Source organism: Curtobacterium sp. Curtsp57 (assembly GCF_047324335.1).
Lineage (GTDB): Bacteria > Actinomycetota > Actinomycetes > Actinomycetales > Microbacteriaceae > Curtobacterium.
The window spans coordinates 3,815,345-3,841,511 of record NZ_CP168511.1 but is presented as its reverse complement, the minus strand read 5'-3'; the positions used below and the strand labels follow the sequence as shown (position 1 = coordinate 3,841,511).

Genomic DNA, 26,167 nt, shown 5'->3' with positions numbered 1-26,167 from the left:
GCTCCAGCCCGATCAGAGCGTCGCGCATCCCACCGAGACCTGCATCGCGGTGAACCCGGCGGCGTCCGGCACGCAGAGCACGCGCCAGGTCCCCGGGCCGACGATCCCGTCGATCGTGATCCACGACCGGCTCTGCACGACACGGACCCGACCGTCGGTGAGCGGCCCGAACCGTCGGTCGACGACGATCGGCGCTTGCCCGTAGCGGAAGCGGTCGTAGTTGAGGAGCGACTGCAGCCGGGCGACGCAGAACTCGTCGGCGATCCCCGCACGCAGGACCTTCGACACGCACCCGGCCGGTGCCGCGGAGGCCGAGGGCGGGGCGGCGATGAGGGGTGCCGCGGTGGCGATGGCGGTCACCACGACGACGAGGAAGAGCCGTGTGCGTCGGTTCAGGGTCACGGGCTCATCCTGGCCGATGTGGAATGTGACATGCAAGCAGATGCGACAGGATTTGCCGTCGTGGTCGTGAGCACCCCGGATCATCCGCTAGACTTCTGCAGGTCGCTTCACGGAGTGACCAGCACACCTCGGGGTGTGGCGCAGCTTGGTAGCGCGCCTCGTTCGGGACGAGGAGGTCGCAGGTTCAAATCCTGTCACCCCGACAGATGAAGGCCCGGATCTGTACGGATCCGGGCCTTCTCCGTGTACCCAGGGACACACCGGCCGGTGCGCCACGGCTTGGCCCCGCCGGCCGACGCTAGCCTGATCTGCGACATGGAGACCCCCGACCGCCTCGCCCCCGTCGTCGAACGCATCGGCGTGATGTTTCCCGAACTCCGAGACGACCCCGTGATGGCCGCCAGCCTGTTCGAGAACGTGACGTCCATGCTCGAGGACGCACATCGTCGCTACACCGAGGGCGAGGAACGATCGATCACGAGCGACCTCCTCCTCGCCGACGAGCACCTCGCCACCGGCGCACTGCACGCCGAACACATGCAGCACCCGGCAGGAGCGATGCTCGCGGCCGAGGTGCTCTTCGACGAGTACCTGCCGGTCTTCGTCGACGAGGTCGGCGCCAGCACCCCTGCTGAGCTCCTGCGTGCCTCCAGGGCTCTCCACGCGGGCATCTGGAGCCGATTCCCCGCCGGAGCGGTCGCCTACACCGAAGCGCTCCGGCAGCGCGTCACGACGGCGAACCTCGACTCGCGTGCGCACATCGCCCGCGACCTGCACGATCGGGTCGCGCACGGGATCCTCGCCGGGCTGCAGCGCATCGACCTGGCGCTGCTCACCGATCCCCCGGCCCCGGAGCGCACCGCTCAGCTCGAGGCCGCCGCGACGCAGCTGCGCCGCGCGCTCGGCGACGTCCAGAACCTCGCCGTCGCTCTGCACGCCCGCGTCGGGGATGACGTCCTGGACGCCGCGCTCGCCCGGCACGTCAAGGACCTGTTCCCGGACACCGAGCGGGTGACGATCGAGTCGCACGGCACACCGGTGCCGCTCGTGAACTGGCGGGCCGAGGAGTCGCTGACGATCCTCCTCGAAGCACTCACCAACTGGTGGAAGCACGCGCGGGACGCCGCCGTCCACGTCCGGTTCGACTGGGGTGCCGATGCCCTCACCATGACCGTGCGGGACCATGGTCCCGGGTTCGACACCGACGGGAGCGCCGACGGCCGACTGGGTCAGTCCACGATGCGGGAGCGCGCTGCGCTGATCGGCGCACGGATCGACGTCACGAGCGCGCCGGGCACCGGGACGACCGTCACGCTCGTCGTGCCGAAGGGAACGCTGTGAACCCGACCGTCACACACGTCGCGATCGTCGACGACCACCGCCTGTTCCGTGAGGGGCTCGCGACGATCCTGTCGTCGGTCCCGACGATCCGCGTCGTCGCCCATGGAGAGCGCCCGGCCGAGGTCCTGGACGGCGCAGAGGCGGCGGCGATCGACGTGCTCCTCCTCGATGTCGAGCTCGACGCTCCCCCCGCCCGCACGACCATCGCCACCGTTCGCCGGAACCACCCGGGCATCGCCGTCGTCGTGCTGACCATGCACCGGGACGCCGTGTTGCGCCGGGCGCTCCTGGACGCGGGTGCCGTCGACTTCGTGACGAAGGACACCCCGAGCCGCGAGCTCGTCGAACGCATCGTGCGTGCGAGCACCGGAACGGCCGCCCCGGTGACGTTCCCCGTGGACGTCGTCAGCGACGCCCAGGCGGGGTCGCCGCTCAGCGACCGCGAGGTCGAGGTGCTCCGGCTGATCGCCTCGGCGCGCTCCAACGCAGAGATCGCCGCCGACCTCGGCCTCGCGGTCGGGACGGTGAAGCGCCACGTCTACAACGTGTTCCGGAAGCTCGAGGTGACCAGCCGGGTGGGAGCCGTGGCGACGGCCACGCGACTCGGCCTGCTCACCTAGCCAGAGCCTCCCGGATCAGCGCGGACGGACGAGCAGCACCCCTCAGCCGACCGCGACGGACGGCCGCACCAGGCGGCCGGCCTCGTGCAGCGACGCCACGACGTCGAGCGCCTGGTGCCGGTACCGCGCCTGTGCCGCACCAGGCGCGACGATCACGCCGTTCGCCCCGGTGGACTCGAGCAACGAGTTGATCTTCGACGCGACCTGGTCCGCGGACCCGTACGCCTGGCGCTCCGTGCGCGCCGCGATGAACCGGCGCTCGAGGTCACTGAACTCGTAGGCACGGGCCTCCTCCATCGAGACCGGCTCGGGCTTCGCCCCCTGCCGCATCCGGATGAACGAGATCATGCCGGGGGCGCTCTGCTCCTCGATGACGGCGGGGTCCTCGTCCGTGACGACCTGCACGCCGATGAGCGCGTTCGGCTCCGACCGGAAGCGCGACGGACGGAACGAGTCCCGGTAGAGCGCGAGCGCGGCCTCGGTGTTGTCGGACGCGAAGTGGTGCGCGAACGCGAACGAGATGCCGAGCGCGCCGGCGACCTGCGCGCTGTAGCCGGAGGACCCGAGCAGCCAGAACTCGGGCACGTCGCCGTACCCGGGGACGGCGCGGATGCGCGCGAGCGGGTTCGACTCGTCCATGCCGGTGAAGAACCCGATCAGGTCGGCGAGCCGCTCGGGGAAGTCGTCGACGTCGAGCCGGTCGGTCCTGCGGAGCGCCATCGCGGTGGCCCCGTCGGTCCCGGGGGCACGCCCGAGACCGAGGTCGACGCGGTCGCCGTAGAGCGCCCGGAGGGTCCCGAACTGCTCAGCGACGACGAGCGGCGCGTGGTTCGGCAGCATCACCCCGCCGGAGCCGATGCGGATGGTGCTGGTCGCGGCCCCGACGGCGCTGAGGAGCACGGCAGGAGCCGACGAGGTGATCCCGGGCATGCCGTGGTGCTCGGCGACCCAGAACCGCTCGTAGCCGAGCTTCTCGGCGTGCACGGCCATGTCGATGGAGCCCTGCAGCGCCTCGGTGTTGGACTGGCCGTACTCGCGGGTCGCCAGGTCGAGGACGGACAGGTGCACGGATGCGTCGCTCATGTGGGCGGCAACGCCTGCCGCCGCGCGTGCATTCCGCGATGCGCAGGTGCAGCGCTGCCGGAGGGCCGAGCGGTCACGACACACCGCCGCCCGTCCGCCGGGTGGTCACGATTCGTCGCGCGGCGTCGCCGACGACGACGATCTGCGGCCGCTCGCCGGACGCGAGCGGTGTGTCGTGACCGGTGACGACGGCAGACCACGGACGGTCGCGTCGCCCCGGTGCAGGCATCGCCCCGGCGCGTGCCTGGGTGCGAGCGGTCAGGCCGGTTCGCCGTCGAGACGGCCGCCCGACTCCGTCAGGTAGCAGTTCGCGCAGAGGGACTCGTACTCGACGTCGACCCCGTCGATCGCCACCTGCGACCCGTCGAACACGAAGCGGCCGTCGACCTTGCGGGCGTTGAACACCGCCTTGCGGCCGCAGCGGCAGATCGTCTTGAGCTCCTCGAGCGAGTGCGCGACCTCGAGCAGGCGCCGGCTGCCGGGGAAGGCCTCTGTGCGGAAGTCGGTGCGGATGCCGTACGCGATCACCGGGATCTCGTCGAGGACCGCGATGCGCAGCAGGTCGTCGACCTGGATCGGGGTGAGGAACTGCGCCTCGTCGACGAGCACGCAGCTGACCGGACGGACCATGCCGTCGAGCCGGTCGGACTCGGGGTCGGTGGCACCGGCGTCGGTGACCGCACCACGCACGTCGACGTCGGCCGGCAGCACGATGTCGACCTCCCGCGTCACGCCGAGGCGGGAGACGATCTCGCGGTCCCCCTTCGTGTCGACGGACGGCTTCGCGAGGAGCACGCGGTGGCCGCGCTCCTCGTAGTTGTACGCGGCTTGCAGGAGCCCCGTGCTCTTGCCGCTGTTCATCGCCCCGTAGCGGAAGTACAACTTCGCCACTAGGAGAGGAAGCCGTCCTCCGCCGCGCGACGGATCAGGTCGGACTTCTTCGACGCGGGACGGCCGACCTTGGCGTACTTCTCGCGGACGCGGCGCAGGTAGGTCTTCGCGGTCTCGTACTGCACGTTCATCTGCGACGCGACCTCGTTCGTGGAGTAGCCGGACACGTACAGCCGGAGCGCCTCTTCCTCGCCGTGGCTGAGCTTCGGGCGCTGGTGGGCCGTCGCGCCGGTCGGGAGCGGACGCCATTCCCGCTGGGTCGGGGTCTCCCGCTCCACGCCCATCACGTCGCGGGCGACGTCCATCACCTCGCGCATCGGGAGCGACTTCGACAGGAAGGCAGCGGCACCGGCGGCGAGCGCACGGTCGCGGGACTCCCGGGTGTCGACGCTCGACAGGACGATGACCTTCGCGCCCGCGGCGCGGCAGGTGCGGACGCGGGCCTCGATCGAGACGGGTTCCTTGAGTTGGAAGTCCAGGAACACCAGGTCCGTCGGGAAGCTGTCGCTGTGCACCATCTCCAGCCACGTGTGCGCGGTGAGGGCCAGGTCGAAGTCGAAGGCGTTCACGGCGATCCAGCTCGACAGGCTGTCGAGGAGGACTTCGTGGTCGTCGAGGATGGCCAGTCGTACCCGGCGGGATCCGGGGTTCGGCAGGGCTGGCATCCCTTCCGTCAGCCTGTTCGGGTCAGTGCTGGTCATACGAGAACCTTAGTGCGAGGGACGAGGGACGGACCGCGACGTCGAGGTCGGGGAAGGTGACGCGGAGGACGGCGAAGTAGGGGTCGAACGTGCGGTGGATGCCGACGTCCGAGTCGGCGACCGCGACGTCGAGGGCGATCTCGACGCGGTCGTCCGCGACGCGCTGCACGGAGGCGCGGAAGCCCCCGGGATCGACGGTGGAGGCGCGGAGCGCGGCCCGGACGAACGTGCGGACGACCGTGCGTTGGTCGGCGTCGAGCGTGCTGATGAGTCCGTCGGGATCGTCGATCGCCGCTGCCGCGCCGCCCTCGGCACGGACGGCCTGCTCGAACCACGTCCGGTCGGCGTCGGCGACCATCGCGCGGCGGATCCCGTCGGCGATCGACCTGGCACGGGCCCGGTCCGCGTCCGTGATCGTCTCGCGGGTGCGGAGTTCGGCGAAGAACGGTGCGACGTCCCGCGCGAGGATGATCGAGCGGTCCTGCTGCACGCTCGCGGCGATGCCGTCGCGCTCGGCCCGCGCCACCGAGTACGAGCCCGCGCGGATCTGGACACGCTCCGCGAGACCGCCGAACGTCCAGGCGAAGACCCCGGCGGCCGCGGTGAGGACCAGGGTCGGAGCAGCCGCGAGGAAGGCCGCGACGGCCACCGGCACGCCGTTCGGGAACTGCTCCGCCGCGACGCCCCAGGCGACACCGTCGACCACCGCGAGGACCACGCCGCCGACCACGAGGTCACGCCACGGGCGGTACGGGGCCACCATCACGATGCCCGTCGCCGTGAGCAGCGACATGAAGTCGTTCAGTGCACTCTCGTCCGGCCCCCATTGCGCGGCGACGCTCGTGACCGCGGCCAGCGCGAGCAGCCCGACGTGGAGGACGAACGCCCAGCGCGGGAAGGGTGCGCGGAACGGGCTCGACGCCGTGATCACCACCGCTGCGGACGCCGCGAGGAGCAGGACGGTCAGGGCGCTGAGCGTCGGGCTGCCGACGACGTCACGGTCGAACACCGAGACGATGATCGCCCACACCACGCCGACCGCACCGAGCACCACGGCGAGCGGCCTCGAACCCATCGCCCCGAGCGGGTCGTACTGCTGCGCGGTCCTGCCCAGGACTGCGCGACGGATCGTCCTCCGTGTCGTCACGTCCGGCGCCGACCCGCTCCGGCCGCCGCTCACGACGCGGACTCCAGGTGGTCGTCGCCGTCGGTGCGACCGATCGACCGGACGGACCCGGTCAGCGCGCCGTACGGCACCGTCATCATCACGCTCGTGCCGGTCCCGGGTGACGACCACACCTGCACGTCGCCACCGACACGGCCGACGCGCTCCCGGACCGAGTTCCGCAGCCCCATCCGGTCGGCGCCGGTCTGCTGTTCGTCGAAGCCGCGGCCGTCGTCGACCACCATGACCGTGCACGCGACGCCGTCGTCGAACACGCTCACCTCGGCGGTGTCGGTGCCTGCGTGCTTCCGCACGTTCGCCAGGCACTGCCCGACCGCACGGACGAGGGCCGTCACCGCGGCCGGCTCGAGTCGCGCGATGACCGAGGGATCCCCGGTGACGACGACCTCGAGTCCGTGGGCGCGGTGCTCCTCGACGACGTGCTCGAATGCCTCGACCGCCGCTCCCCCGTCGGCGCGCGGCTCCGGATCGAGCCACTCGCGGCCGGTGAGCATCGCCACGTCGGACTCGACGGTGCGTGCGAGGTGTTGGTCCATCGGGCCGTCCGGTGCCAGCGCGATCGCGCCGAGGTGGTTGAGGACGGTGTCGTGCAGGATCGCGGAGGCCTCTGCCTCGACGCCGGAGCGGTACGCCGACACGTGCTCCTCTCGCGCCGAGCGGAGGAGCTCCGGCTGGACGCGCTGCGACCGTGCCGTGCTGCGGCCGGCGACCAGCACGATCGCCACGACGAACACGAGCGTCACCCACGCCAGGACGAGCGGATGGCCGGCACCGCCGACCTGGACGATCGCGATGGTGGTGGCGATGCGGCCGACGACGAGGCCGGCGATGGACCAGAGGACGACCCTGCCCGGCACCGCGCCGGCGCCGCCGACGAGCACGAGCGGGATCACGACGAGCGACAACAGGTACGAGGTCACCCACGGCACGGCGATCTCGCTCTGGACGACGTGCGTGAACCACCAGGCGCACGCCCCGCCGACGACCAGGAAGGCGATCGCCGACCGCCACGTGCTGAACTGCACGTGCACGCCGATCATGCCGAGCATCGGCACCAGCGCGAGCACGGCGCCGAGGACGCGGACATCGGGGTCGCTGGCACGGAACAGCAGCAGGGTGATCGCTGCCGCGACGAGGGAGCCGATGGCCGCCGCGTGGAACGCCCGCACCGTCGACCACGCGTTCACGCGCGGAGCGAGGTGCGTGGGGATGCCGAGCACGGTGCATCGTCCTTCCGGGAGCCAGGGAGCGCCGCCCACGATCCAACCACCGATGGTCCGGCCGTGTACCCCGGATCGGGCACCGGGTGACGACTGGGTCGATGATACCGGGCGTGGCTGCACCCCTGCTGTCCCCCGAACGCGCACCGAGCGATCGTCAGAAGAGCGTCGGCACCCCGTTCGTGATGCCCTGCACCCGTGACCTGGTGGGTGCGAGCGCCTGCTGCCTGAGCCCACGTTCCCAGCCCGGATCAGCGCGCTTGAGCGGCGAGACCCCCGCCGCCCGGTCGCTCCCCGGGCCGTCCACCGAGAACCCCATCGAGCCCGTCGCCGGGTCCACCCGCCCGAGACCGACTCCGTGCGCCCGCATGATGGGGCGGATCCGCTCGCCGAGCCACCGTCGGTAGTCCTTCGGCGGGTAGGTGTTGTCGAGGTACATCGACCGGTACCTGCCGACGAGGTCCGGGTGCGTACGAGCGAGCCAGTCCATGTACCAGGGCTTGACGCCGGGCTTCAGGTGGAGCGCGGAGTACATGACACTGGTGGCACCGGCAGCCGCCGCGCGGCCGATCGCGTCGTCGAGGTGCGCCTTCGTGTCAGTGATGAACGGCAGGACGGGCATCAGGAACACCGAGCACGAGAGCCCGGCGTCCCGGACCGCCCGCACCGTGGCGAGCCGCGCCGTCGTCGTCGGGGTGCCCGGTTCGACGGACTGCTGCAGCTCGTCGTCGTAGACCGCGATGGACATGGCGAGGTCGACCGGGACCCGCTCCGACGCCGCGACGAGCGCCGGGATGTCCCGCCGCAGGAGCGTGCCCTTCGTCAGGATGCTGAACGGCGTCCCCGAGTCAGCGAGGGCGTCGATGATGCCGGGCATGAGCCGGTACTTGCCCTCTGCCCGCTGGTACGGGTCGGTGTTGGTGCCGAGCGCGACGGGGTGGCGGTCCCAGGTGGGCTTCGCGAGCTCACGCCGCAGGACGTCGGCGACGTTGGTCTTCACGACGATCTGCTGGTCGAAGTCCGAGCCGCCGTCGAACTCCAGGTACGTGTGCGTCGGACGCGCGAAACAGTAGACGCACGCGTGCGAGCACCCGCGGTACGGGTTGATGGTCATCCCCCACGTGCCGCCGTCGATCGCGCCGACACGGTTCAGGGCGGACTTCGCGAGGACTTCGTGGAAGGTCACGCCGGCGAACTCGGGCGTGGTGACACTGCGCACGAACCCGCTGTTCGACTCGAGCCCGGGGAGCATGTCGCTGCCCGACGCGTCGATCGCCTGTCCGTTCCACCGCATACAGCCATTCGAACACACGTTCGAACGGATGGCAAGGTCAGTGGTGCAGGCCGAGCACCTTCGCCGTGCGCTCGAGCGTCTCGTCGGCGAGCTGCGCGTCGTCGCCGAGGTCCTTGCCGTAGGTCGGGACCATCACGCGGACCGCGTCCTCCCAGCGGTCCCAGCGGTCCGGGAAGCACTTGCGGAGCAGTCCGAGCATGATCGGCACGGCGGTGGACGCACCCGGTGACGCACCGAGCAGCCCGGCGATCGAGCCGTCGGCGGCCGTGATGACCTCTGTCCCGAACTGCAGCACCCCGCCCTTGTCCTTGTCGGGCTTGATGACCTGCACGCGCTGCCCGGCGATGATCTTGTGCCAGTGCTCCGGCTGCGCCGCCGGCATGAAGTCACGCAGGGCGTCGAACTTCGTCGACTTCGACGCCAGCAGCTGCCCGATCAGGTAGCGCACCAGGTCGAAGTTCGAGAACGCGACGCTGAGCATCGGGCGGAGGTTGTGCGGCCGGATCGACCGGACCAGGTCGAACAGCGACCCCTGCTTCAGGAACTTCGGGCTGAAGCCGGCGTACGGGCCGAACATCAGCGATGCACTGCCGTCGACGATGCGGGTGTCGAGGTGCGGCACGGACATCGGGGGCGCGCCGACGCTCGCCTTGCCGTACACCTTCGCCGAGTGCTTCTGGACGACCTCGGGGTCGTCGGTGCGCAGGAACTCCCCCGACACCGGGAAGCCGCCGTAGCCGCGGATCTCCGGGATGCCGGACTTCTGCAGCAGGTGCAGCGCACCGCCGCCGGCGCCGACGAAGACGAACTTCGCGGCGATCGACTGCTTCGAACGACCGACCTCGTTCAGGACGTCGAGCGCCCAGCCGTCGAACACCTTGCCGCGGCTGATGTTCGTGACCTGGTGGTTCGGCTCGAACTCGACGCCGTCCACCTCGAGCTGGTCGAACAGCTGGCGGGTCAGCGACCCGAAGTCGACGTCGGAACCTGCCGCGGAGTACGTCGCCGCGATCGGCTGGTCCTTCTTGCGACCGGGGATGAGCGCCGGTGCCCACTTCCGGATCTGCTCGGCGTCGTCGCTGAACTCGAGCCCGGCGAAGAGCGGGTGGTCCTTCATGGCCTCGTAGCGGGCCCGCATGTACTCGACGTTGTCGGCACCCCAGACGAAGGAGATGTGCGGCGTCGGGTTGATGAAGTTCTTCGGGTCCGGCAGGGCGCCGGTCTCGACGAGGAACGACCAGAACTGGCGCGAGACCTGGAACTGCTCGTTCACGACGACGGCCTTGGCGATGTCGACCCGGCCGTCCGGCAGCTCCGGCGTGTAGTTCAGCTCACAGAGGGCGGAATGACCGGTCCCGGCGTTGTTCCACGGGTTCGACGATTCTTGCGCGACGTTGCCGAGGCGCTCGTACACGCGGATCTTCCAGCTCGGCTCCAGCCGGTGGATCAGCGCGCCGAGCGTGGCGCTCATGATGCCACCCCCGATGAGGACGACGTCGATCGGTTCCACCTGCTTCACTGCCACCCGACGATCCTACCGGCGTGCGCTGACAAGGCGACCAAGGAAACGGACGGGAGGCTCGTGGCGGATTCGCCACGAGCCTCCCAACCGCAGTGTGGTTACGCGGCGACCGCGCGACGCGCGACCACGACCTCCGCGATCTGCACCGCGTTCAGGGCTGCGCCCTTCCGCAGGTTGTCGTTGCTCACGAAGAGCACGAGGCCGTGACCCGCTGGCGCGGACTGGTCGGCGCGGATGCGGCCGACGAACGTCGGGTCCTGCCCGGCGGCCTGCAGCGGCGTCGGGACGTCGGAGAACTCCACACCAGGAGCGCTCGCGAGGATCTCCGTCGCGCGCTCCGGCGTGAGGGTCCGCTCGAACTCCGCGTTCACCGAGATCGAGTGCCCCGTGAACACGGGCACGCGCACGCAGGTCCCGGCGACGAGCAGGTCGGGCAGCTCGAGGATCTTGCGGCTCTCGTTGCGGAGCTTCTTCTCCTCGTCGGTCTCCCCCATGCCGTCGTCGACGATGCTCCCGGCGAGCGGGACCACGTCGAAGGCGATCGGACGGACGTACTTCACCGGGTCGGGGAAGGTGACGGCGCCGCCGTCGTGGGTGAGACGAGCGGTGTCCTGCTCGAGCGCGGCCTTTGCCTGCCCGAGGAGTTCGTCGACGCCGGCGAGCCCGCTGCCCGACACCGCCTGGTAGGTCGTCGCCACGAGACGACGGAGCCCCGCCTCGGCGTCGAGGACCTTGAGCACCGGCATGATCGCCATGGTGGTGCAGTTCGGGTTCGCGACGATGCCCTTCTGCGCCGTCTCGATCGCGTGCGGGTTGACCTCGCTCACGACGAGCGGCACCTCGGGATCCATCCGCCAGGCGCTCGAGTTGTCGATCACGAGCGCGCCCGCTGCGGCGAACTTCGGCGCGAGGGCGCGGGACGCCGTGGCACCCGCCGAGAAGAGCGCGATGTCGATGCCCGACGGGTCGGCGGTCTCGGAGTCCTCGACGACGACGTCCTGCCCGCGGAACGACAGCGTCGTGCCGGCGGAGCGGGCGCTCGCGAAGAAGCGGACCGAGGTGGCGGGGAAGTCGCGTTCCTCGAGCAGGCGGCGCATCACGGCGCCGACCTGGCCGGTGGCGCCGACGACGGCGACGGTGAGCTCCTGGGACATGACTGCTCCTCTCAGCGGCCGGTGCCGGCGTACACGACGGCTTCGTTGTCGGCATCGAGACCGAACGCCTGGTGGACGACGCGCATGGCGTCGTTCAGGGTGTCGGCGCGGGTGACGACCGAGATGCGGATCTCGGACGTGGAGATCATCTCGATGTTGATCGACGCCTGGTGCAGCGCGCGGAAGAGCTCGGCGGAGACGCCCGCGTTCGTGCGCATCCCGGCGCCGACCAGGGCGAGCTTGCCGATCTGGTCGTCGTACTGGATCCCCTCGAAGCCGATCTCCGACTTCGCGACACCGAGTGCGGTCAGGACGCTCTGACCCTGGTCCTTCGGGAGGGTGAACGAGATGTCGGTACGCCCGTTGGAGGCCGACACGTTCTGCACGATCATGTCGATGTTCGCACCGGCGCGGGCCACGATCGTGAAGATCTCGGCCGCCTTGCCCGGCTGGTCGGGCACGCCGACCACGGTGATCTTGCCCTCGGAGAGGTCTCCGGCGATGCCGGTGATGATCGGTTCTTCCACGGTTTCCCCCTCTGCAGGGTTGTAGACGATGGTTCCCTCGACGTTGCTGAACGACGAGCGGACATGGAGGGTGACGCCGTGCCGACGGGCGTACTCGACGGCACGGATGTACAGGACCTTGGCACCGGAGGCTGCGAGTTCGAGCATCTCCTCGCTGGTGATGCGGTCGATCTTGCGGGCCTTCGGCACGACACGGGGGTCGGCGGAGAAGATGCCGTCGACATCGGTGTAGATCTCGCAGATGTCCGCGTCGAGGGCGGCTGCGAGGGCGACGGCCGTCGTGTCGGAGCCGCCGCGACCGAGGGTGGTGATCTCACCCGTGGTGCGGTTGAAGCCCTGGAAGCCCGCGACGATGGCGACGTGGCCGGCGTCGAGCGCCTCACGCACGCGCTTCGGCGTGACGTCGACGATGCGGGCCTTGCCGTGCTGGGCGTCGGTGAGCATGCCGGCCTGGCTGCCCGTGTACGACGAGGCTTCGACGCCGAGGCTCTTGATCGCCATCGCCAGGAGCGCCATCGAGATGCGCTCCCCCGCGGTGAGGAGCATGTCGAGCTCACGGCCAGCCGGGATCGGGGTGACCTGGTGCGCGAGGTCCACCAGTTCGTCGGTGGTGTCACCCATGGCGGAGACAGCCACGACGACGTCGTTCCCCGCCTTCTTCGTCTCGACGATCCGCTTGGCCACGCGCTTGATGCTCTCGGCGTTCGCGACGGACGATCCACCGAACTTCTGCACGATCAAGGCCACGGGTCGGTACTCCTGGGGACGACGGTTCCGCGACGATGCGCGGCTTCCACAATGGTAGGGGATGTTGCGTGTGAGCGGGTGTCCACGCAACGATCGTGCGTGACGATGCCCGCGCGGCACAGCGGTGACGCGGGTCAGCCCCCGACGAGCCGGCGCCCCTCGAAGGCACGCCCGAGGGTGACCTCGTCGGCGTACTCGAGGTCGCCGCCGACGGGGAGGCCGGACGCGAGCCTGGTCGTGCGGATGCCCATCGGCACGAGCAGGCGGCTGAGGTAGGTGGCGGTCGCTTCGCCCTCGAGGTTCGGGTCGGTCGCGATGATCACCTCTTCCACGGTGCCGTCCGCGAGCCGGGTCATGAGCTGCTGGATCCTGAGGTCGTCGGGGCCGACGCCGTCGATAGGGCTGATCGCGCCGCCGAGGACGTGGTACAGCCCGCGGAACTCGCGGGTGCGTTCGATCGCGGCGACGTCCTTCGCTTCTTCCACGACGCAGATCACGGCGGGCTGGCGTCGCGGATCGCGGCAGATGCTGCAGCGTTCTGACTCGGTCACGTTGCCGCAGATCTCGCAGAAGCGGACCCGCTCCTTGACGTCGGCGAGGAGCTCGGACAGCCGTGATGGGTCGAACGACTCGCTCTGGAGGATGTGGAAGGCGATCCGCTGCGCCGACTTCGGTCCGATGCCGGGCAGACGACCGAACTCGTCGATGAGGTCCTGCACGATGCCGTCGTACATCAGATGCCCTCGCTCAGAGAGGTCTCCTCGATGAACTGCGCGCCGAGGATCTCACGCACGACGGCCTCGCCGTACCGACCGGGGACGGGCGGGCGACGGACCTGCGGAGCCGCCTGCTGTGCGGGCGCGGCGGGTGCCGGTGCCGCGGGTGCCTGGGCCGGTGCGGGTGCCTGTGCCTGTGTGGGTGCCGACGCGGGCGCGGTCCGGGTCTGGGCGCTCCGCGCCGGTGCTCCGCCGGGCCCCGGGTCGGGGAACGGCGCGCCGTCGTCGAACGGTTCGTCGTCCAGCGGGTAGTCGTCGACGGGGACGTCCGGTGCCGCCGGGGCCGGTGCCGCCGCCGGTGCCGGCTGCGCGACGGGCCCACGGCCGCCGGCCTTCAGGGCGTCGAGGGCCGCCTGGGTCTCGGCGACCGGTCCCGACGTGGGCGTCGACGCGGGGGCGACGGTGTCGTCCGGACCGATCGAGCCCATCGGTGCGGCCCAGGTCGGTTCGACGTCGTCCGGGACGGCACCGACGGTCGGGTCCGTCGCCGGGATGGTCGCGACGGCCCACTCGGTGACCGGACCCGACGGCGCCGGTGTCTCGGGGGTCGGTGTCTCGGGGGTCGGCGCTGCGGCGGTCTCCGCGACGGGTGCCGCAGCCGGTGCAGGACTCGGGGCGGGGGCCGGGGTGTCGGCGTTCGTCGGCTGCACGGGCGGCTGCGGTGCCGGGGACGGCGCCGCCGACGCGGGAGCCGGGGCCGCCGCGGCGGGGGCCGGCGGCGCAGGAGCGGACGCTGCGGGCGTGTCCTGGCGCGGGGCCGGACGCTGTGGGGCTCCCCCGGGGCCACCGGCACCTCCGGGACCACGCGCGACGAACTTCACGCGGAACCCGAGCACGTCGATGATCGCGGCTCGGACGAGTTCGCTGACGCTGGTCGCCGGGTCGGACATCTCCTTGAACGAGGCGACGTCCTGCTGACTCGGGAACGTCAGCGTGAGGACGTCGTCCCGCAGGGCGGTGACCTGCGCCGGCTGGACGACGGTCCACGCCGACCGCTTCGCGCGCTGGACGTGCTCGAGCACCTGCGACCAGGCGTCCCGCATCTGCTGCAGCCCGACCGCGGCGATCGGCTGGATCGCGGGCTCGGTGCCGATGACGGAGCCCATGCCCGTCGACGACGCCGATGCGTGCCCATCCGGTTGCGGAGCGCTCGGTGCGGGTGCAGGCGCGGCCTCGGGTGTCCCCGGTGCGACGGCCGCCCAGGACGCAGCCGCGTCCTGCGCGGCGTTGGTCGGAGGGGTGGCCTCGACCGGCGCGGGTTCGGCAGGGCGCGGTGCAGCAGCCGGCGTGGTCGAGGGTTCGGGACGGCGCTGCTCCGGAGCGGCCTGTGCCGCCGGAGCTGCCTGGGCGGACGGTGCGGCCTGGGTGGTCGGAGCGGCCTGGGCCGGGCGGGGAGCCGCCACGGCTGACCCCGACGGCACGGCTTCCGGGCCACCCTGGTGTCCACCGGCGTCGCCGACACCGACCCGGCGCTCGAGCCGCTCGACCCGTGCGAGCGCACCACGCTGCGTGTCGTCGGCTTCGGGGACGAGCATCCGCGCGATCATCAACTCGAGGTGCAGGCGCGGCGAGGTCGCCCCGGTCATCTCGGTGAGGGCGCGGTTCGCGATGTCGGCACCACGGGACAGTCCGTTCGCGCCGAACACGCCCGCTTGACGGGTCATCGTGTCGAGTTCTTCCGGCGAGACGCCGCGGAGCACCGCCCCGGCGCTCTCGTTGGTGGCGGCGACGACGATGAGGTCGCGGAGCCGCTCGAGGAGGTCCTCGACGAACCGTCGGGGGTCCTGCCCGGTCTGGATCACCCGGTCGATCGCCGCGAAGGCGGAACCAGGGTCGGCGACCGAGAGCGCGTCGACCACGTCGTCGAGCAGCGCGCTGTCGGTGTACCCGAGCAGGGCGACCGCACGTTCGTACGCGATCGCGCCGTCTTCGCTGCCGGCGATGAGCTGGTCGAGCAGCGAGAGCGTGTCGCGGACGGAGCCGCCGCCGGCCCTGACGACCAGCGGCAGCACACCGGGCGCCACCGACACGGACTCCTGCGTGCAGAGCTGCTCGACGTACTCGAGCATCGCCGCCGGTGGGACCAGGCGGAACGGGTAGTGGTGCGTGCGGGACCGGATCGTCCCGATCACCTTCTCCGGTTCGGTCGTCGCGAAGATGAACTTGACGTGCTCCGGCGGTTCCTCGACGAGCTTCAGCAGCGCGTTGAAGCCCTGCGGCGTGACCATGTGCGCTTCGTCCAGGATGAAGATCTTGTAGCGGTCGCGAGCCGGCGCGAACACGGCCCGGTCGCGGAGGTCACGGGCGTCGTCGACACCGTTGTGGCTGGCGGCGTCGATCTCGATGACGTCGAGCGATCCGCTGCCGCCGCGCGCCAGCTCGACGCAGCTCGGGCAGACGCCGCACGGGGTGTCGGTGGGGCCTTCCGCGCAGTTGAGGCAGCGCGCCAGGATGCGGGCCGACGTCGTCTTGCCGCAGCCGCGCGGGCCGCTGAACAGGTACGCGTGGTTGACCCGGTTGGTCCGGAGCGCGGTGCGCAGCGGGTCGGTGACCTGCGACTGCCCGATGAGCTCGGCGAAGTTCTCAGGCCGGTAACGGCGATACAGGGCGGTGACCACGCGACAAGGGTAGCCGGGACGACCGACAGCCGGGGCCGGTGTGGAGAGCCGCCGCGCGGGGTGGACCCGGCCACGTCGTGACGCCGGGTGCGTGCGTGGACGGCACCGCGCCTCCCGGCCGTCAGGACGACGACCGGGAGGCGCGCTGCGGGAGGTGCTGACCTACCCCTGGTTGCGGCGGCGGATGCCGCGCGCCAGCCGGGAGAGGCCGAGCAGCAGGAACCCGAGGACCACCAGGCCACCAGCTGCCCCGGCGAGCGGGGCGACGTCGGCACCGGTGAAGGCGAGACCACCTGCGGTGCTGCCGACGCCGTTCCCGGAGCCGCCGTTGCCCGCGCCGGTCCCCGGCAGACCAGGTGTGCCCGGCGTGCCCGGCGTGCCCGGCGTGCCCGGCGTGCCCGGCGCACCGGGGTCGCCCGGCGTCCCAGGCGTACCGGGATCGCCCGGCGTGCCGGGGCCGCCCGGGTCGACCGCTGCGTCGACGATCATCGTCCACACCTGTGGCTCGGACGTCGCGCCGTCGACCGTCTGGGTCGCCGTGATCCGGTGCGTGCCGACCGCGAGGCGCAGCACGACCCGCCAGGTCCCGTCCGTCCCTGCCGTCACCGTCACGGGGTCGCCTCCGTCCGCCGTGACCGTCACCGTCGCGCCCGGTTCGGCGGTGCCCGTCACGGGCCAGTCGACGTAGCCGTCGCTGCCGGCGGTCCGGTGCGACCCGGACGGTGGCGACGTGACCGCGAGCGGGTCGACCGCTCTGACGACGATCGGGACCTCGGGAGCGGTGCTGTTCGTCCCGTTCACCGTCTGCACGGCGCGGATCGTCCAGCGTCCCTCCGGGACGCGGTCGAAGCTGACGCTCCAGTTGCCGTTCGCGTCGGCCGTCGTCGTGCGCACCTGCCCGGTCGACAGCGTGACCGTGATCGTGGCACCCGGTGTGGCGTGGCCCGTGACCGTGAAGGACCCGGTGTCGCCCGCCCCGGTGCCGGGGATCAGCTGGCCGGGGACCGGCGAAGTGATCACCACGTCCTCCGGTTCGGCGACGACGACCGTCACTCCGCTGGTGACCGGGTCGGAGGTCCGGCCGCCGACGGTCTCGGTGACGGACACCGTGTGGTCGCCCGGCGGGACGTCGCCCACCGTGACGGTCCAGGATCCGTCGGTCCCCGCGGTCGTGCTCACCGTGGTGCCGTCGATGTCGACGGTCACGGTGGCCCCGGCCTCGGCGGTGCCGCTCACCGGGATCGACGCGCTGCCGCCGGTGATCGGGACGACCTGACCGTCGGACGGGCTCGTCACCGAGACCGGCGTGGCGGCGACGACCGAGAAGCCGACCTCCGGAGCGGCGACGTCCGTCCCGCCGACGGTCTGCGTCGCGCGGATCGTGTGCTGCCCCTGCCCGATGCCCGGCACGGTCACCGTCCACGCCCCGTCGCCGTTCGCCGTGGTCGTGACCGGCGTGCCGCCGTCGATCGTGACCGACACCGGTGCGTCCGGAGCGGCCGCGCCGGTGACGGTGACGTCCGTCGACCCGCCGAGCACCCGGTACGCCGTACCGGCTGCCGGCGACGTGACGACGATCGCGTCGGCGTCGGCGATCGCGACCGAGAACCCGCGGCCGACCGGATCGGACGTCGTGCCGTTCACGACCTGCGTCACGGACAGGGTGTGGTCTCCCTCGCCGAGTCCGTCGACGGTGGTCGTCCAGCGGCCGTCCTGACCGACGACCGTCTCGACCGGGTCACGCCCGTCGGCGACGACGCGGACCGTGGCGCCCGGTTGGCCGCTGCCGTTCACGACGACGTCCGCTCCCGTGGCGCCCGCCGGCACGGTGATGGTCGACCCCGCTGCCGGAGCGTCGATCGCGAGCGTCGTCGCGCCGGCGACGGTGAAGCGGGAGGCCACCGGTGCCGAGGTCGAGCCACCGGTCGTCTGGGTGGCCCGCACGGTGTGCTGGCCGGTCCCGACGCCGTCGAACTCGACCGACCACGTCCCGGCGTCCGTCGCGGTGACCGTCTGCTGGTCGCCGTCGTCGAGCGTGACCCGGACGGTGGCGCCCGGCTGGGCGGCGCCGGTCGCGGTGACCGTCGTGGTCTGGTCGTCCTCCGCCACCCGGATCGTCGAGTCGGCGACCGGGGTCGCGATCGTGATCGGGTCGGCGACGACGACGTGGACCGGCACGGTGACCGGAGCGGACTCCGTGTCGCCGATGCGCTGCGTGACGCTGACGACCGGGTCGCCGGCGCCGACGTCCGCCACGTCGACGCTCCACGCGCCGCCGGTCCTGGCCGTGGTCGACTCGCTCCGTCCGCCGCCGAGGTCGACGACCACGGTCGCGCCCGGTTCGGCGGTGCCGCTGACCGTGATGGTGGTCGTGGCGTCGTCGTCGGCCACGGTGTACTCCTGGTCGGTCTCCGGCGTGGTCACCTCGACCGGTGCACCGGCCTCGACGGCGAACGTCGACTCGACGGGGGTCGTCGAGGTCGATCCGGCGACCGTCTGCGTGACGCTGACGTCGTGGTCCCCGACACCCAGGCCGTCGACGTCGAGCGCCCACGTGCCGTCCGGTCCGGCGGTGACGTCGACCGGGTCGCGGTCGTCGATCGTCACGGACACCGTTGCACCCGGCTGGGCGTCACCGGCGACCGTCACGGTCGTCGTCTGGTCGGCGTCCGCGACCGTGATCGGCTCGTCGGCTTCCGGCTGGCGGATCGTCAGGTCGGCGGCGGGGACGACGGACACCGGTCGTTCGACCGCGGCGCTCGTCGTGCCGTTCAGCGCCTGGGTCACCGATGCCGTCCAGGACCCGGTCGGGATCCCCTCGACGGTCGTCGCCCAGTCACCGTTCTCATCGACGGTCGCCGTCGCCGATCCGCCGGCACCGAGGTCGACGGTGACCGTCGCACCGGGTGCCCCGGTCCCGGAGAAGTCGACGTCGGTCGTCGCGTCACCGTCGGCCACGGTGACACGGGTGGCGCCGGCCGGGTCGGTGACGGTCAGCGCCGCTCCGGCGACGACGGACACGCCGACGGTCGCAGCCGGCGACGTCTGGCCGTCGAAGCGTTCGGTCGCCGTCACCCGGTAGTCGCCGACCGGCTTGTCCGCGAAGGTCCACTCCCAGTCGCCCCCGTCGCCGGCGGTGACCGTGTGGGTGGAACCGTCGGAGAGCGTGACGGTGACGTCGGCGCCCGCCTGCGCGGTTCCGGCCACACGGACGTCCGCCGTCCCGCTCGGATCCGCCACGGTGAGCTGCTCGCCGTCCGACGGCGCGTCGATGACCACGCCGTCCGCGGCGCGGACGTCGACCGTGCGGTCCGGACTGGAGGCAGTGGTGCCGTTGACGCTCTGGGTGGCGGTCACGGGGACCACACCGACCCCGATGTCGGGGAACGTGACCGTCCAGGCGCCGTCGCCGCTCGCCGTCGTGGTGGCCTCGTCGTCGCCGAGCCGCACCGTGACGGGTGCGTTCGCCGCGGCGGTGCCGCGGACCGTCACGTCACGCGTGCCGTCGTCGCCGATGACGTACAGGACGTCACCCGCCGCCGGGTCGGTGACCGTGACGGGGTCGGCCGCCTCGATGCGCACCGTGCGGTCGACCGGGCTCGACGTGGCGTCCCCGATGGTCTGCGTGACCGAGACGGGGTGCGCTCCCACGCCGAGGCCGGGGAAGGTGACCGACCAGGTGCCGTCAGCCCGGACCGTGGTGGTCTGGTCGTCTGCTCCGTCGGTTCCCGCCGTGATGGTCGCGCCCGGCTGCGCCGTCCCGGAGACCGTGACGTCGGTGGAGACGTCAGGACCCGCGACGACGGTCGTGGCGTCGGCGCCCGGTGCGGTGATCCGGACCGGCGACGCGGTCACGACCTGGAAGGTGGTCGGGAGCGCACTCGTCTCGACGTCCTCGATCGACTGCGTCGCGTTCACGGTGTACGTGCCGGTGGGCGCGAGACCCTCGGCCGTGACCGTCCACGTCCCGCTCGTCGCGTCGGCGGTCGTCGTCAGCGGCGTCCGGCCGCCGACGGACACGGAGACGTCGGCCCCCGGCTCCGCGGTGCCCGTGATCGTCACGTCTGTCCTCGCGTCCGCGTCCACCACGACGAACCGGGAGCCGGTCGGCGGGGTGTCGATGGTGACGGCACGGCCGGGCACCACGGTGAAGTCACGCTCCACGGTGGGACCGTCGGTGCCGTTCACGGTCTGCGTCGCGCTGACGGTGTGGCTGCCGGTGCCGAGCGTGGTGCTGCCCGTCGCCGGCGCCGTCCAGCGCCCGTCGGCCCCGGCCGTCACCGTGATCGGGTCACCGCCGTCGAAGACGACCGTGACGGTCGCCCCGGCCTCTGCGGTGCCGCTCGCGATGACGCCGGCGGTGCCCCCGCCACCTGCTGGGACCTCCTGCGCGTCGGTCGGCGTGTCGGTGGTCAGGGCGTCACCAGCCTCGACCGAGAAGTCCCGGTCCACGGCGGCCGAGGTCCGCCCGCCGACGGTCTGCGTGACGGACACGGTGTGGTCGCCGGTCCCGACGTCGGGCAGCGTGACGCTCCATGCGCCGTCGTCGTCCGCGGTCGTGGAGACCGGTGTCCCGCCGTCGAACACGACGCTGACGTCGGCGCGGGGCTCGGCGGTCCCGGCCACCGGGACGTCGATCGTCGAGGAGTCCTGCGCGACCGTGGTCGTCGAACCCTGCGCCGGCCCGGTCACGGCGAGCGCCGCCGCGGCCCGCACCGTCACCACCTGCCGGAGCACCGGCGAGGTGGTGCCGTTCACGGTCTGCGTGGCCGCGATCGTGTACCGGCCGGCCGGGACGTCGTCGACGGTGACCGACCAGTCGCCGTCGTCGTCAGCGGTCGTGGACGCGGTCCGGCCGCCGCCGAGGTCGACCGCGACGTCGGCGCCGGCCTGGGCGGTCCCGGAGACCGGGAGGTCCGCCGTGGTGCCCGCGAGCACCGTGACCACGGCGCCGTCCGCCGGAGCGGTGATCACGAGCGGGTCGCCGGCGCTGACGGAGAAGGTCGAGGTCACCGCGGCCGAGGTGGTGCCACCGACGGTCTGGGTCGCGGTCACGGTTCGGCTGCCGACCGGGACGCCCTGGAACGTCGTCGTCCAGTCGCCGTCGTCGTCCGCCGCGACGATCGCCGTGAACGCACCGCCGATCCCGACCGAGACGCGGGCGTCCGGCGCCGCTGAACCGCTGACCGTCACGGGCGTGGTGGACGATGCGTCGGCCACCGTGATGACGCTGCCGTCGGTCGGAGCGGTGATCGTGAGTGCCGCTGCCGCGGTCACCGAGAACGCACGCTCGACCGGGTCGCTCGTCGATCCGCCGATCGTCTGGGTGACCGACGCGGTGTGCTCGCCGGCCGGGATGCCCGTGACCGTGGTCGACCAGGTGCCGTCGGCACCGGCCGTGGTGCTGGCGGTGTGGCCGTCACCGGCGTCGACGTCGACCGTCGCGCCGGGCTGGGCGGTGCCGGAGAACGGGACGTCGCGCGTCCCGTCGTCGGCCACCGCGAAGTCCTGCCCGTCGGTCGGGGTCGCGACCGTCAGACCGGCGGCCTGCACGACCCGGAACCCCCGGGTGACCGCGTTCGACGTCGAGCCGCCGACGGTCTGCGTGACGCTCGCGGTGTAGCTCCCAGCCGGGACACCGGGGACGGTGACGCTCCATGCGCCCGAGCCGTTCGTGGTGCCGGTGCCGGTACGACCGCCGCCGAGGTCGACGGCCACCGTGGAGTTCGGGGTCGCGGTGCCGGTGAGGGTCACCGGGGTCGAGGCACCCGCGATGGTGAAGGTCTGCCCGGCGGTGGGTGTCGTGATCGTCAGCGCCTGCTGCGCGACGACCGAGAACGGCTGCGTGGCCGTCCCCGCCGTCGCACCGCCGACGGTCTGCGTCGCCGTCGCGGTGTGGTCACCGGTCGGCACGTCCGCGATCGAGGTCGTCCACGTGCCGTTCGCGGCCACCGTGGCGGTTCCCGTCCGGCCGGTACCGAGGTCGACCGCGATGGTCGCCCCGGGTTCGCCGGTACCGCTGACGGTGATGGACCTGGTCGACGACGCGGACGGGACGCTGAACTGCTGGTTCGCGGTCGGCGTGGCGATCGTCACCGGAGCGACCGCGCTGGCACGCACCGTCGACGTCGCGAGGTCGACGGTGGCGACGTTCGCACCGGGCAGGATCGACAGCCGCAGGGCGTGCACGCTCCTGGCTCCGGCGTCGGAACCGCGCGGGTCACGGAACCCGGTCGTGGTGTCCTGCGCGTTCACGGTCAGGTCGATGACCTGGCGCAGCAGCAGGACCGCCGGTGACAGCAGGTTCGCCACCGCGGTGGTGGTCGTGGTGAGGGTCTGTCCGAGCGTCGTGAGCGCGGCGCCCGTGAGGAGCGGGCCGACGACCCCGCGGACGAGCGGGATGAGGGTGGTGTTCACGACGGGTGTCAGGAGCGGCACGAGCGCGGCGCCGGTGAGCCCGGACGCGGTCACGGTCGTGGTGCCCGTCGCGGTGCCGAGTACCTGCCCGAGGGTGGTGGCGACGTTGAGCGTCAACCCGGTGATCGGCAGTCCGGCGAGCGTGGCGTTCGCGGTGACGCGGATCGAGATCGCGGTCGAGTTGATCGTGTTCACGACGGCGGTCTGCAGTGCCGAGGGCAGCTGGCGTTCGAGGATGTCCGCGATCGCCGTGTTGATCGACGTGACCGCCTGCTGCGTCAGCACCGGGGTGTTCGCCGGCTGGCCGTTCAGGGCGGTGAGCTGGTCGAGGTCGACCGACACCGCGCCGGTGGCCGGCGTGATCGTGACGGCCCCGGAGGTGAGCGGTTGGGCGAGCACCTGGGTGAGCGTGTCGTCCAGGTTCAGGTTCACGGTCGCCTGCGCCGTCGTCCCGCTCAGCGAGATCAGACCGAGTGACGACAGCGCACCCGTGAGCCCGGTGGTCAGCTGCCCGGTGATGCCCGAGAGTGCGCCGCTCGCGCCGATGGTGGAGTTCACCCCCGACGAGAACGTCCTGAGGTCGCTCCGGAGCGACGTGGTCAGCCCCGACACCGCAGGGCTCTGCAGGTTCAGCTTCGCAGCGGCGATCCGGTAGTCGCTCGTCGTCCCGACCGAGGTACCGCGCGTCGCGGAGATCGTCGAGGCGAGCGCACCGACCTCGAGCCGGCCGTCGGCGAGGACGCTGGAGCTCGCGCCGACTCGGGACAGCAGCGGGTCGAGGTTCACCGAAGCACCCGACCCGTTCGCGCCGTTGCCGACACCGATGCCGCCGTTGCCGGTGATGAGCCCGGACGACGCGGTCGCGCCCGACGCCGAGGACGTCGCGTACTGCCCGGCCGCCCCGAGGGTCAGGATGCCGTTCGTCCCGAGGAGGTCGATGTCGTTGCCGAGGTCCAGGTTCACCGCGTTCAGCGCCGTGACGTCCACCGGCTGACTGGTGGTCCCGCTACCGGAGGTCGCGCCACGGGCGGAGTAGGCACCGGCCAACTGCACGACGGCGTCGGCGTCGACCAGCCCGGACCCGCCGAGCAGCACGCCTTCGCTCTCCGCGACGTCGCTCGGCGCGGCGGCGGCCGGCTGGATCGCGACCGTCGCGGCGATGAGCGCGGTCACGGTGGCGACGACGCCGCCGCGGAGCAGCAGCCGATCACCGCCTGGTGCTCGTCGTCGGTGTTCCCGTCGGCCTGGAGTGGTCTGTCGTGTGCCATCGCCGGCTCCGGTGGGTACGCGGATACCACGGAGCGACACGTGCTTGCGCATGTGTGTTCCTCATCCTGGCGGGCATGCCCGCCACCTGATCCTCGGATCCCCGCCGGTGGTGAGCCGGTGAGGGCAGGAACCCTGGTTGGGAGTTCCTGAGGGCGATCTTGACACACGTTCAGGCTGGATGTGCGTCCCGGGACGAAAAAGACTCTTCACGCACCCCAGGCGGACGAAAAAGACTCCTCACGCACCCGCCAGAGCCCGGTTACCCTTGCTGCGTTTCCGCCCTGGGGGAGTTGGCCTGGATGGCGTCACGTGAGGAGCCGCCAAGCAGTCTACCGGACACGAGGAGCACGATCGAACCATGAAGATCGCCATCGCCGGAGGACACGGCCAGATCGCCCTGCTCCTCGCCCGCCTGATCACCGAAGCCGGACACGAGGCCATCGGCATCGTCCGCAACCCCGCCCACGTGTCGGACGTCGAGCAGACGGGAGCAGCCGCGATCGTCGCCGACCTCGAGCAGCTCGACGACGACCAGCTCGCACTCCGACTCCGCGGTGTCGACGCGGTCGTCTTCGCCGCCGGTGCCGGCCCGGGCAGCGGTGCGGAACGGAAGCTCTCCGTCGACCGCGACGCCGCCGCCCTGCTCGCCGACGCCGCCGAACGGGCGGGGATCGACCGGTACGTCATGGTGTCGGCGATGGCCGCGGACACCTACGACCCGGAACTCGCGATCGTCCCGGCGAAGGACGACGCCGCGGTGTTCCAGGTGTACCTCCGAGCGAAGGCCGAGGCGGACGCCGACCTGCGGGCGCGGAACATGCGGTGGACGATCGTCCGACCAGGTGGCCTGCTCGACACCCCGCCGCAGGGCACGATCGCCGTGGGCAGCACGGTCCCCAGGGGGTCGATCCCCCGTGCCGACGTCGCCGCTGTCGTCCTGCACGCGCTCCTCGACGACACCGCGGTCGGCGTGCAGTTCGAGGTCACGAGCGGCAACACCCCGATCCCGGCGGCGCTGGCAGCGATCAGCTGAGGACCCGCCGTCTCTCCCGCCGAAGCGACAGGGTGCCGCGGAAGTTCCCCGGCACCCTGTCGCTTTCGCGGACCACACGCGCCGGCCCCACCCGCGTGACGCAGCACTCCCCCTACAGCGCGACGGCGGCGGACTGCCGGGCGATCTCGAGCTCCTCGTTCGTGGGGATCACGAGCACCGCGACGCGGGAGGAGTCGGTCGAGATCAGTCGCGCCTCCTTCGAGTGCAGTTCGTTGCGGTCGTTGTCGACCTCGATCCCGAGGTGCTCCAGCCCCGCGAGCACACGTCGGCGGAGCAGCGCGTTGTTCTCGCCGACGCCCGCGGTGAACACGACGGCGTCGAGCCCGCCGAGCTGGGCGGTGTAGGCGCCGACGTACCGACGGATCCGGTGCCGGTAGACGGCGAGCGCCGCCTCTGCGGTCTCGTCGCCGTCGATCGCAGCGGCCTGCACGTCACGCATGTCGCCGTTGCCGGTGAGGCCGAGCAACCCGGAGCGCTTGTTGAGCATGTCGTCGAGCTCGTCGAAGGACAGACCGGCCTGGCGGTGCAGCTGGATGAGGACCGCGGGGTCGAGGTCGCCGGAGCGGGTGCCCATCACGAGGCCCTCGAGCGGGGTCAGTCCCATCGACGTCTCGATCGACCGGCCCCCGTCGATCGCGGCGGCAGAGGCCCCGTTGCCGAGGTGCAGCACGATCGTCTTGAGCTCGGACAACGGCCGGTCGAGGAACACCGCCGCCTGCTCGGAGACGTACTTGTGGCTGGTGCCGTGCATGCCGTACCGGCGGATCCCGTACTCGGCCGCGAGGTCGGCCGGGATCGCGTAGGTGTACGCGTGCGGCGGCATCGTCTGGTGAAACGCGGTGTCGAAGACGGCCACGTTCGGCACGTCCGAGAAGACCTGCTTCGCCGCGCGGATCCCCTCGAGGTTCGCCGGGTTGTGCAACGGTGCCAGGCTCGAGAGCTCCTCGATCTGGCGCTCGACGTCGTCCGTGACGACCGTCGCACTGTCGAACGTCGTCCCGCCGTGCACGACTCGGTGTCCGACGACCGACGGCGGGTGCTCGTCGAACGACGGTCCGACCTTCGCGAACGCGTCGATCATCGCCTGGAACCCCGCGGCGTGGTCCGGCACGTGAGCGGCGTCGTTCGAGGAGGACTCCCCCGTCAGCGCGTTGGTGTGCTTCCACGCACCGGTGGACTCGCCGATGCGCTCGACGAGCCCGGACGCGAGCGTGCGCTCGCCGTCGAGCTCGATGAGCTGGTACTTGAACGAACTCGATCCGGAGTTCACGACGAGGGCAGCGGTCACTGGTGGCTCACTTTCATGGGTGGCCGGGTGCGGCCGGACGGGAGGCTGTGGCTGGGT

General features: G+C 71.8%; 17 protein-coding genes, 1 tRNA gene and 1 other RNA gene. 4 read left to right on the top strand and 15 right to left on the bottom strand.

All coding sequences use genetic code 11. The features are described from left to right. Positions 1-12: 12 nt before the first annotated feature. Complete coding sequence (locus tag ACEN9V_RS18465) at positions 13-402, bottom strand: peptidoglycan-binding domain-containing protein (protein ID WP_413601517.1); 390 nt, start codon at positions 400-402, stop codon at positions 13-15. Positions 403-531: 129 nt separating this feature from the next. Between ACEN9V_RS18465 and ACEN9V_RS18460 the strand changes: the two genes are divergently transcribed. The 3 genes from ACEN9V_RS18460 to ACEN9V_RS18450 all read left to right on the top strand — a co-directional run bounded on the left by ACEN9V_RS18460 (position 532) and on the right by ACEN9V_RS18450 (position 2,363). Further along, positions 532-605, top strand: a tRNA-Pro gene (locus tag ACEN9V_RS18460). Positions 606-717: 112 nt separating this feature from the next. Next, positions 718-1,743 (top strand): sensor histidine kinase, encoded by a 1,026-nt coding sequence (locus tag ACEN9V_RS18455; protein ID WP_413601516.1) that lies wholly within the window; start codon positions 718-720, stop codon positions 1,741-1,743. Continuing rightward, positions 1,740-2,363, top strand: coding sequence for a response regulator transcription factor (locus ACEN9V_RS18450; RefSeq protein WP_413601515.1), 624 nt, complete (start codon positions 1,740-1,742; stop codon positions 2,361-2,363). The genes ACEN9V_RS18455 and ACEN9V_RS18450 overlap by 4 nt, the downstream gene beginning before the upstream one ends. Before the next feature lie 42 nt (positions 2,364-2,405). Here ACEN9V_RS18450 and ACEN9V_RS18445 read toward each other — a convergent pair whose 3' ends face one another. The 13 genes from ACEN9V_RS18445 to ffs form a co-directional block, all read right to left on the bottom strand. Beyond that, complete coding sequence (locus tag ACEN9V_RS18445; protein WP_413601514.1) at positions 2,406-3,446, bottom strand: LLM class flavin-dependent oxidoreductase; 1,041 nt, start codon at positions 3,444-3,446, stop codon at positions 2,406-2,408. 258 nt (positions 3,447-3,704) lie between these two features. After that, entirely contained in the window at positions 3,705-4,337 is a 633-nt protein-coding gene (locus ACEN9V_RS18440; RefSeq protein ID WP_413601513.1) for a thymidine kinase, read from the bottom strand. Beyond that, a complete protein-coding gene (locus ACEN9V_RS18435; RefSeq protein WP_281265086.1) occupies positions 4,337-5,038 on the bottom strand; it encodes a DNA-binding response regulator in 702 nt (233 codons plus the stop codon). The genes ACEN9V_RS18440 and ACEN9V_RS18435 overlap by 1 nt, the downstream gene beginning before the upstream one ends. Further along, complete coding sequence (locus tag ACEN9V_RS18430) at positions 5,025-6,185, bottom strand: hypothetical protein (RefSeq protein WP_413601512.1); 1,161 nt, start codon at positions 6,183-6,185, stop codon at positions 5,025-5,027. The genes ACEN9V_RS18435 and ACEN9V_RS18430 overlap by 14 nt, the downstream gene beginning before the upstream one ends. Positions 6,186-6,214: 29 nt before the next feature. Continuing rightward, positions 6,215-7,444 carry a sensor histidine kinase gene (locus ACEN9V_RS18425; protein ID WP_413601511.1) on the bottom strand — a complete coding sequence of 410 codons (1,230 nt, stop codon included), beginning with the start codon at positions 7,442-7,444 and terminating at the stop codon, positions 6,215-6,217. Positions 7,445-7,601: 157 nt separating this feature from the next. Then, a complete protein-coding gene (locus ACEN9V_RS18420; RefSeq protein ID WP_413601510.1) occupies positions 7,602-8,738 on the bottom strand; it encodes an Rv2578c family radical SAM protein in 1,137 nt (378 codons plus the stop codon). Positions 8,739-8,775: 37 nt separating this feature from the next. After that, a complete protein-coding gene (locus tag ACEN9V_RS18415) occupies positions 8,776-10,263 on the bottom strand; it encodes a malate:quinone oxidoreductase (protein WP_413601509.1) in 1,488 nt (495 codons plus the stop codon). 95 nt (positions 10,264-10,358) lie between these two features. Continuing rightward, positions 10,359-11,414, bottom strand: coding sequence for an aspartate-semialdehyde dehydrogenase (locus tag ACEN9V_RS18410; RefSeq protein WP_413601508.1), 1,056 nt, complete (start codon positions 11,412-11,414; stop codon positions 10,359-10,361). Between the two features lie 11 nt (positions 11,415-11,425). Continuing rightward, complete coding sequence (locus ACEN9V_RS18405) at positions 11,426-12,688, bottom strand: aspartate kinase (RefSeq protein ID WP_281265092.1); 1,263 nt, start codon at positions 12,686-12,688, stop codon at positions 11,426-11,428. Positions 12,689-12,822: 134 nt separating this feature from the next. Then, on the bottom strand, positions 12,823-13,422 hold the full coding sequence (gene recR, locus ACEN9V_RS18400) for a recombination mediator RecR (RefSeq protein ID WP_144763514.1): 600 nt from the start codon (positions 13,420-13,422) through the stop codon (positions 12,823-12,825). After that, a complete protein-coding gene (locus ACEN9V_RS18395) occupies positions 13,422-16,082 on the bottom strand; it encodes a DNA polymerase III subunit gamma and tau (RefSeq protein WP_413601507.1) in 2,661 nt (886 codons plus the stop codon). The genes recR and ACEN9V_RS18395 overlap by 1 nt, the downstream gene beginning before the upstream one ends. A gap of 162 nt (positions 16,083-16,244) precedes the next feature. Beyond that, positions 16,245-23,819, bottom strand: a complete 7,575-nt coding sequence (locus ACEN9V_RS18390; protein ID WP_413601506.1) for a choice-of-anchor G family protein — start codon at positions 23,817-23,819, stop codon at positions 16,245-16,247. Positions 23,820-23,993: 174 nt separating this feature from the next. Further along, positions 23,994-24,090: signal recognition particle sRNA small type (gene ffs / locus ACEN9V_RS18385), an RNA gene on the bottom strand. Positions 24,091-24,126: 36 nt separating this feature from the next. Between ffs and ACEN9V_RS18380 the strand changes: the two genes are divergently transcribed. Beyond that, the gene (locus ACEN9V_RS18380) at positions 24,127-24,801 is read left to right on the top strand and encodes an NAD(P)H-binding protein (protein WP_413601505.1); all 675 of its coding nucleotides are present in this window, start codon (positions 24,127-24,129) and stop codon (positions 24,799-24,801) included. Positions 24,802-24,913: 112 nt separating this feature from the next. Here ACEN9V_RS18380 and ACEN9V_RS18375 read toward each other — a convergent pair whose 3' ends face one another. Next, positions 24,914-26,110, bottom strand: coding sequence for an acetate/propionate family kinase (locus ACEN9V_RS18375; RefSeq protein ID WP_413601504.1), 1,197 nt, complete (start codon positions 26,108-26,110; stop codon positions 24,914-24,916). Positions 26,111-26,167 lie beyond the last annotated feature (57 nt).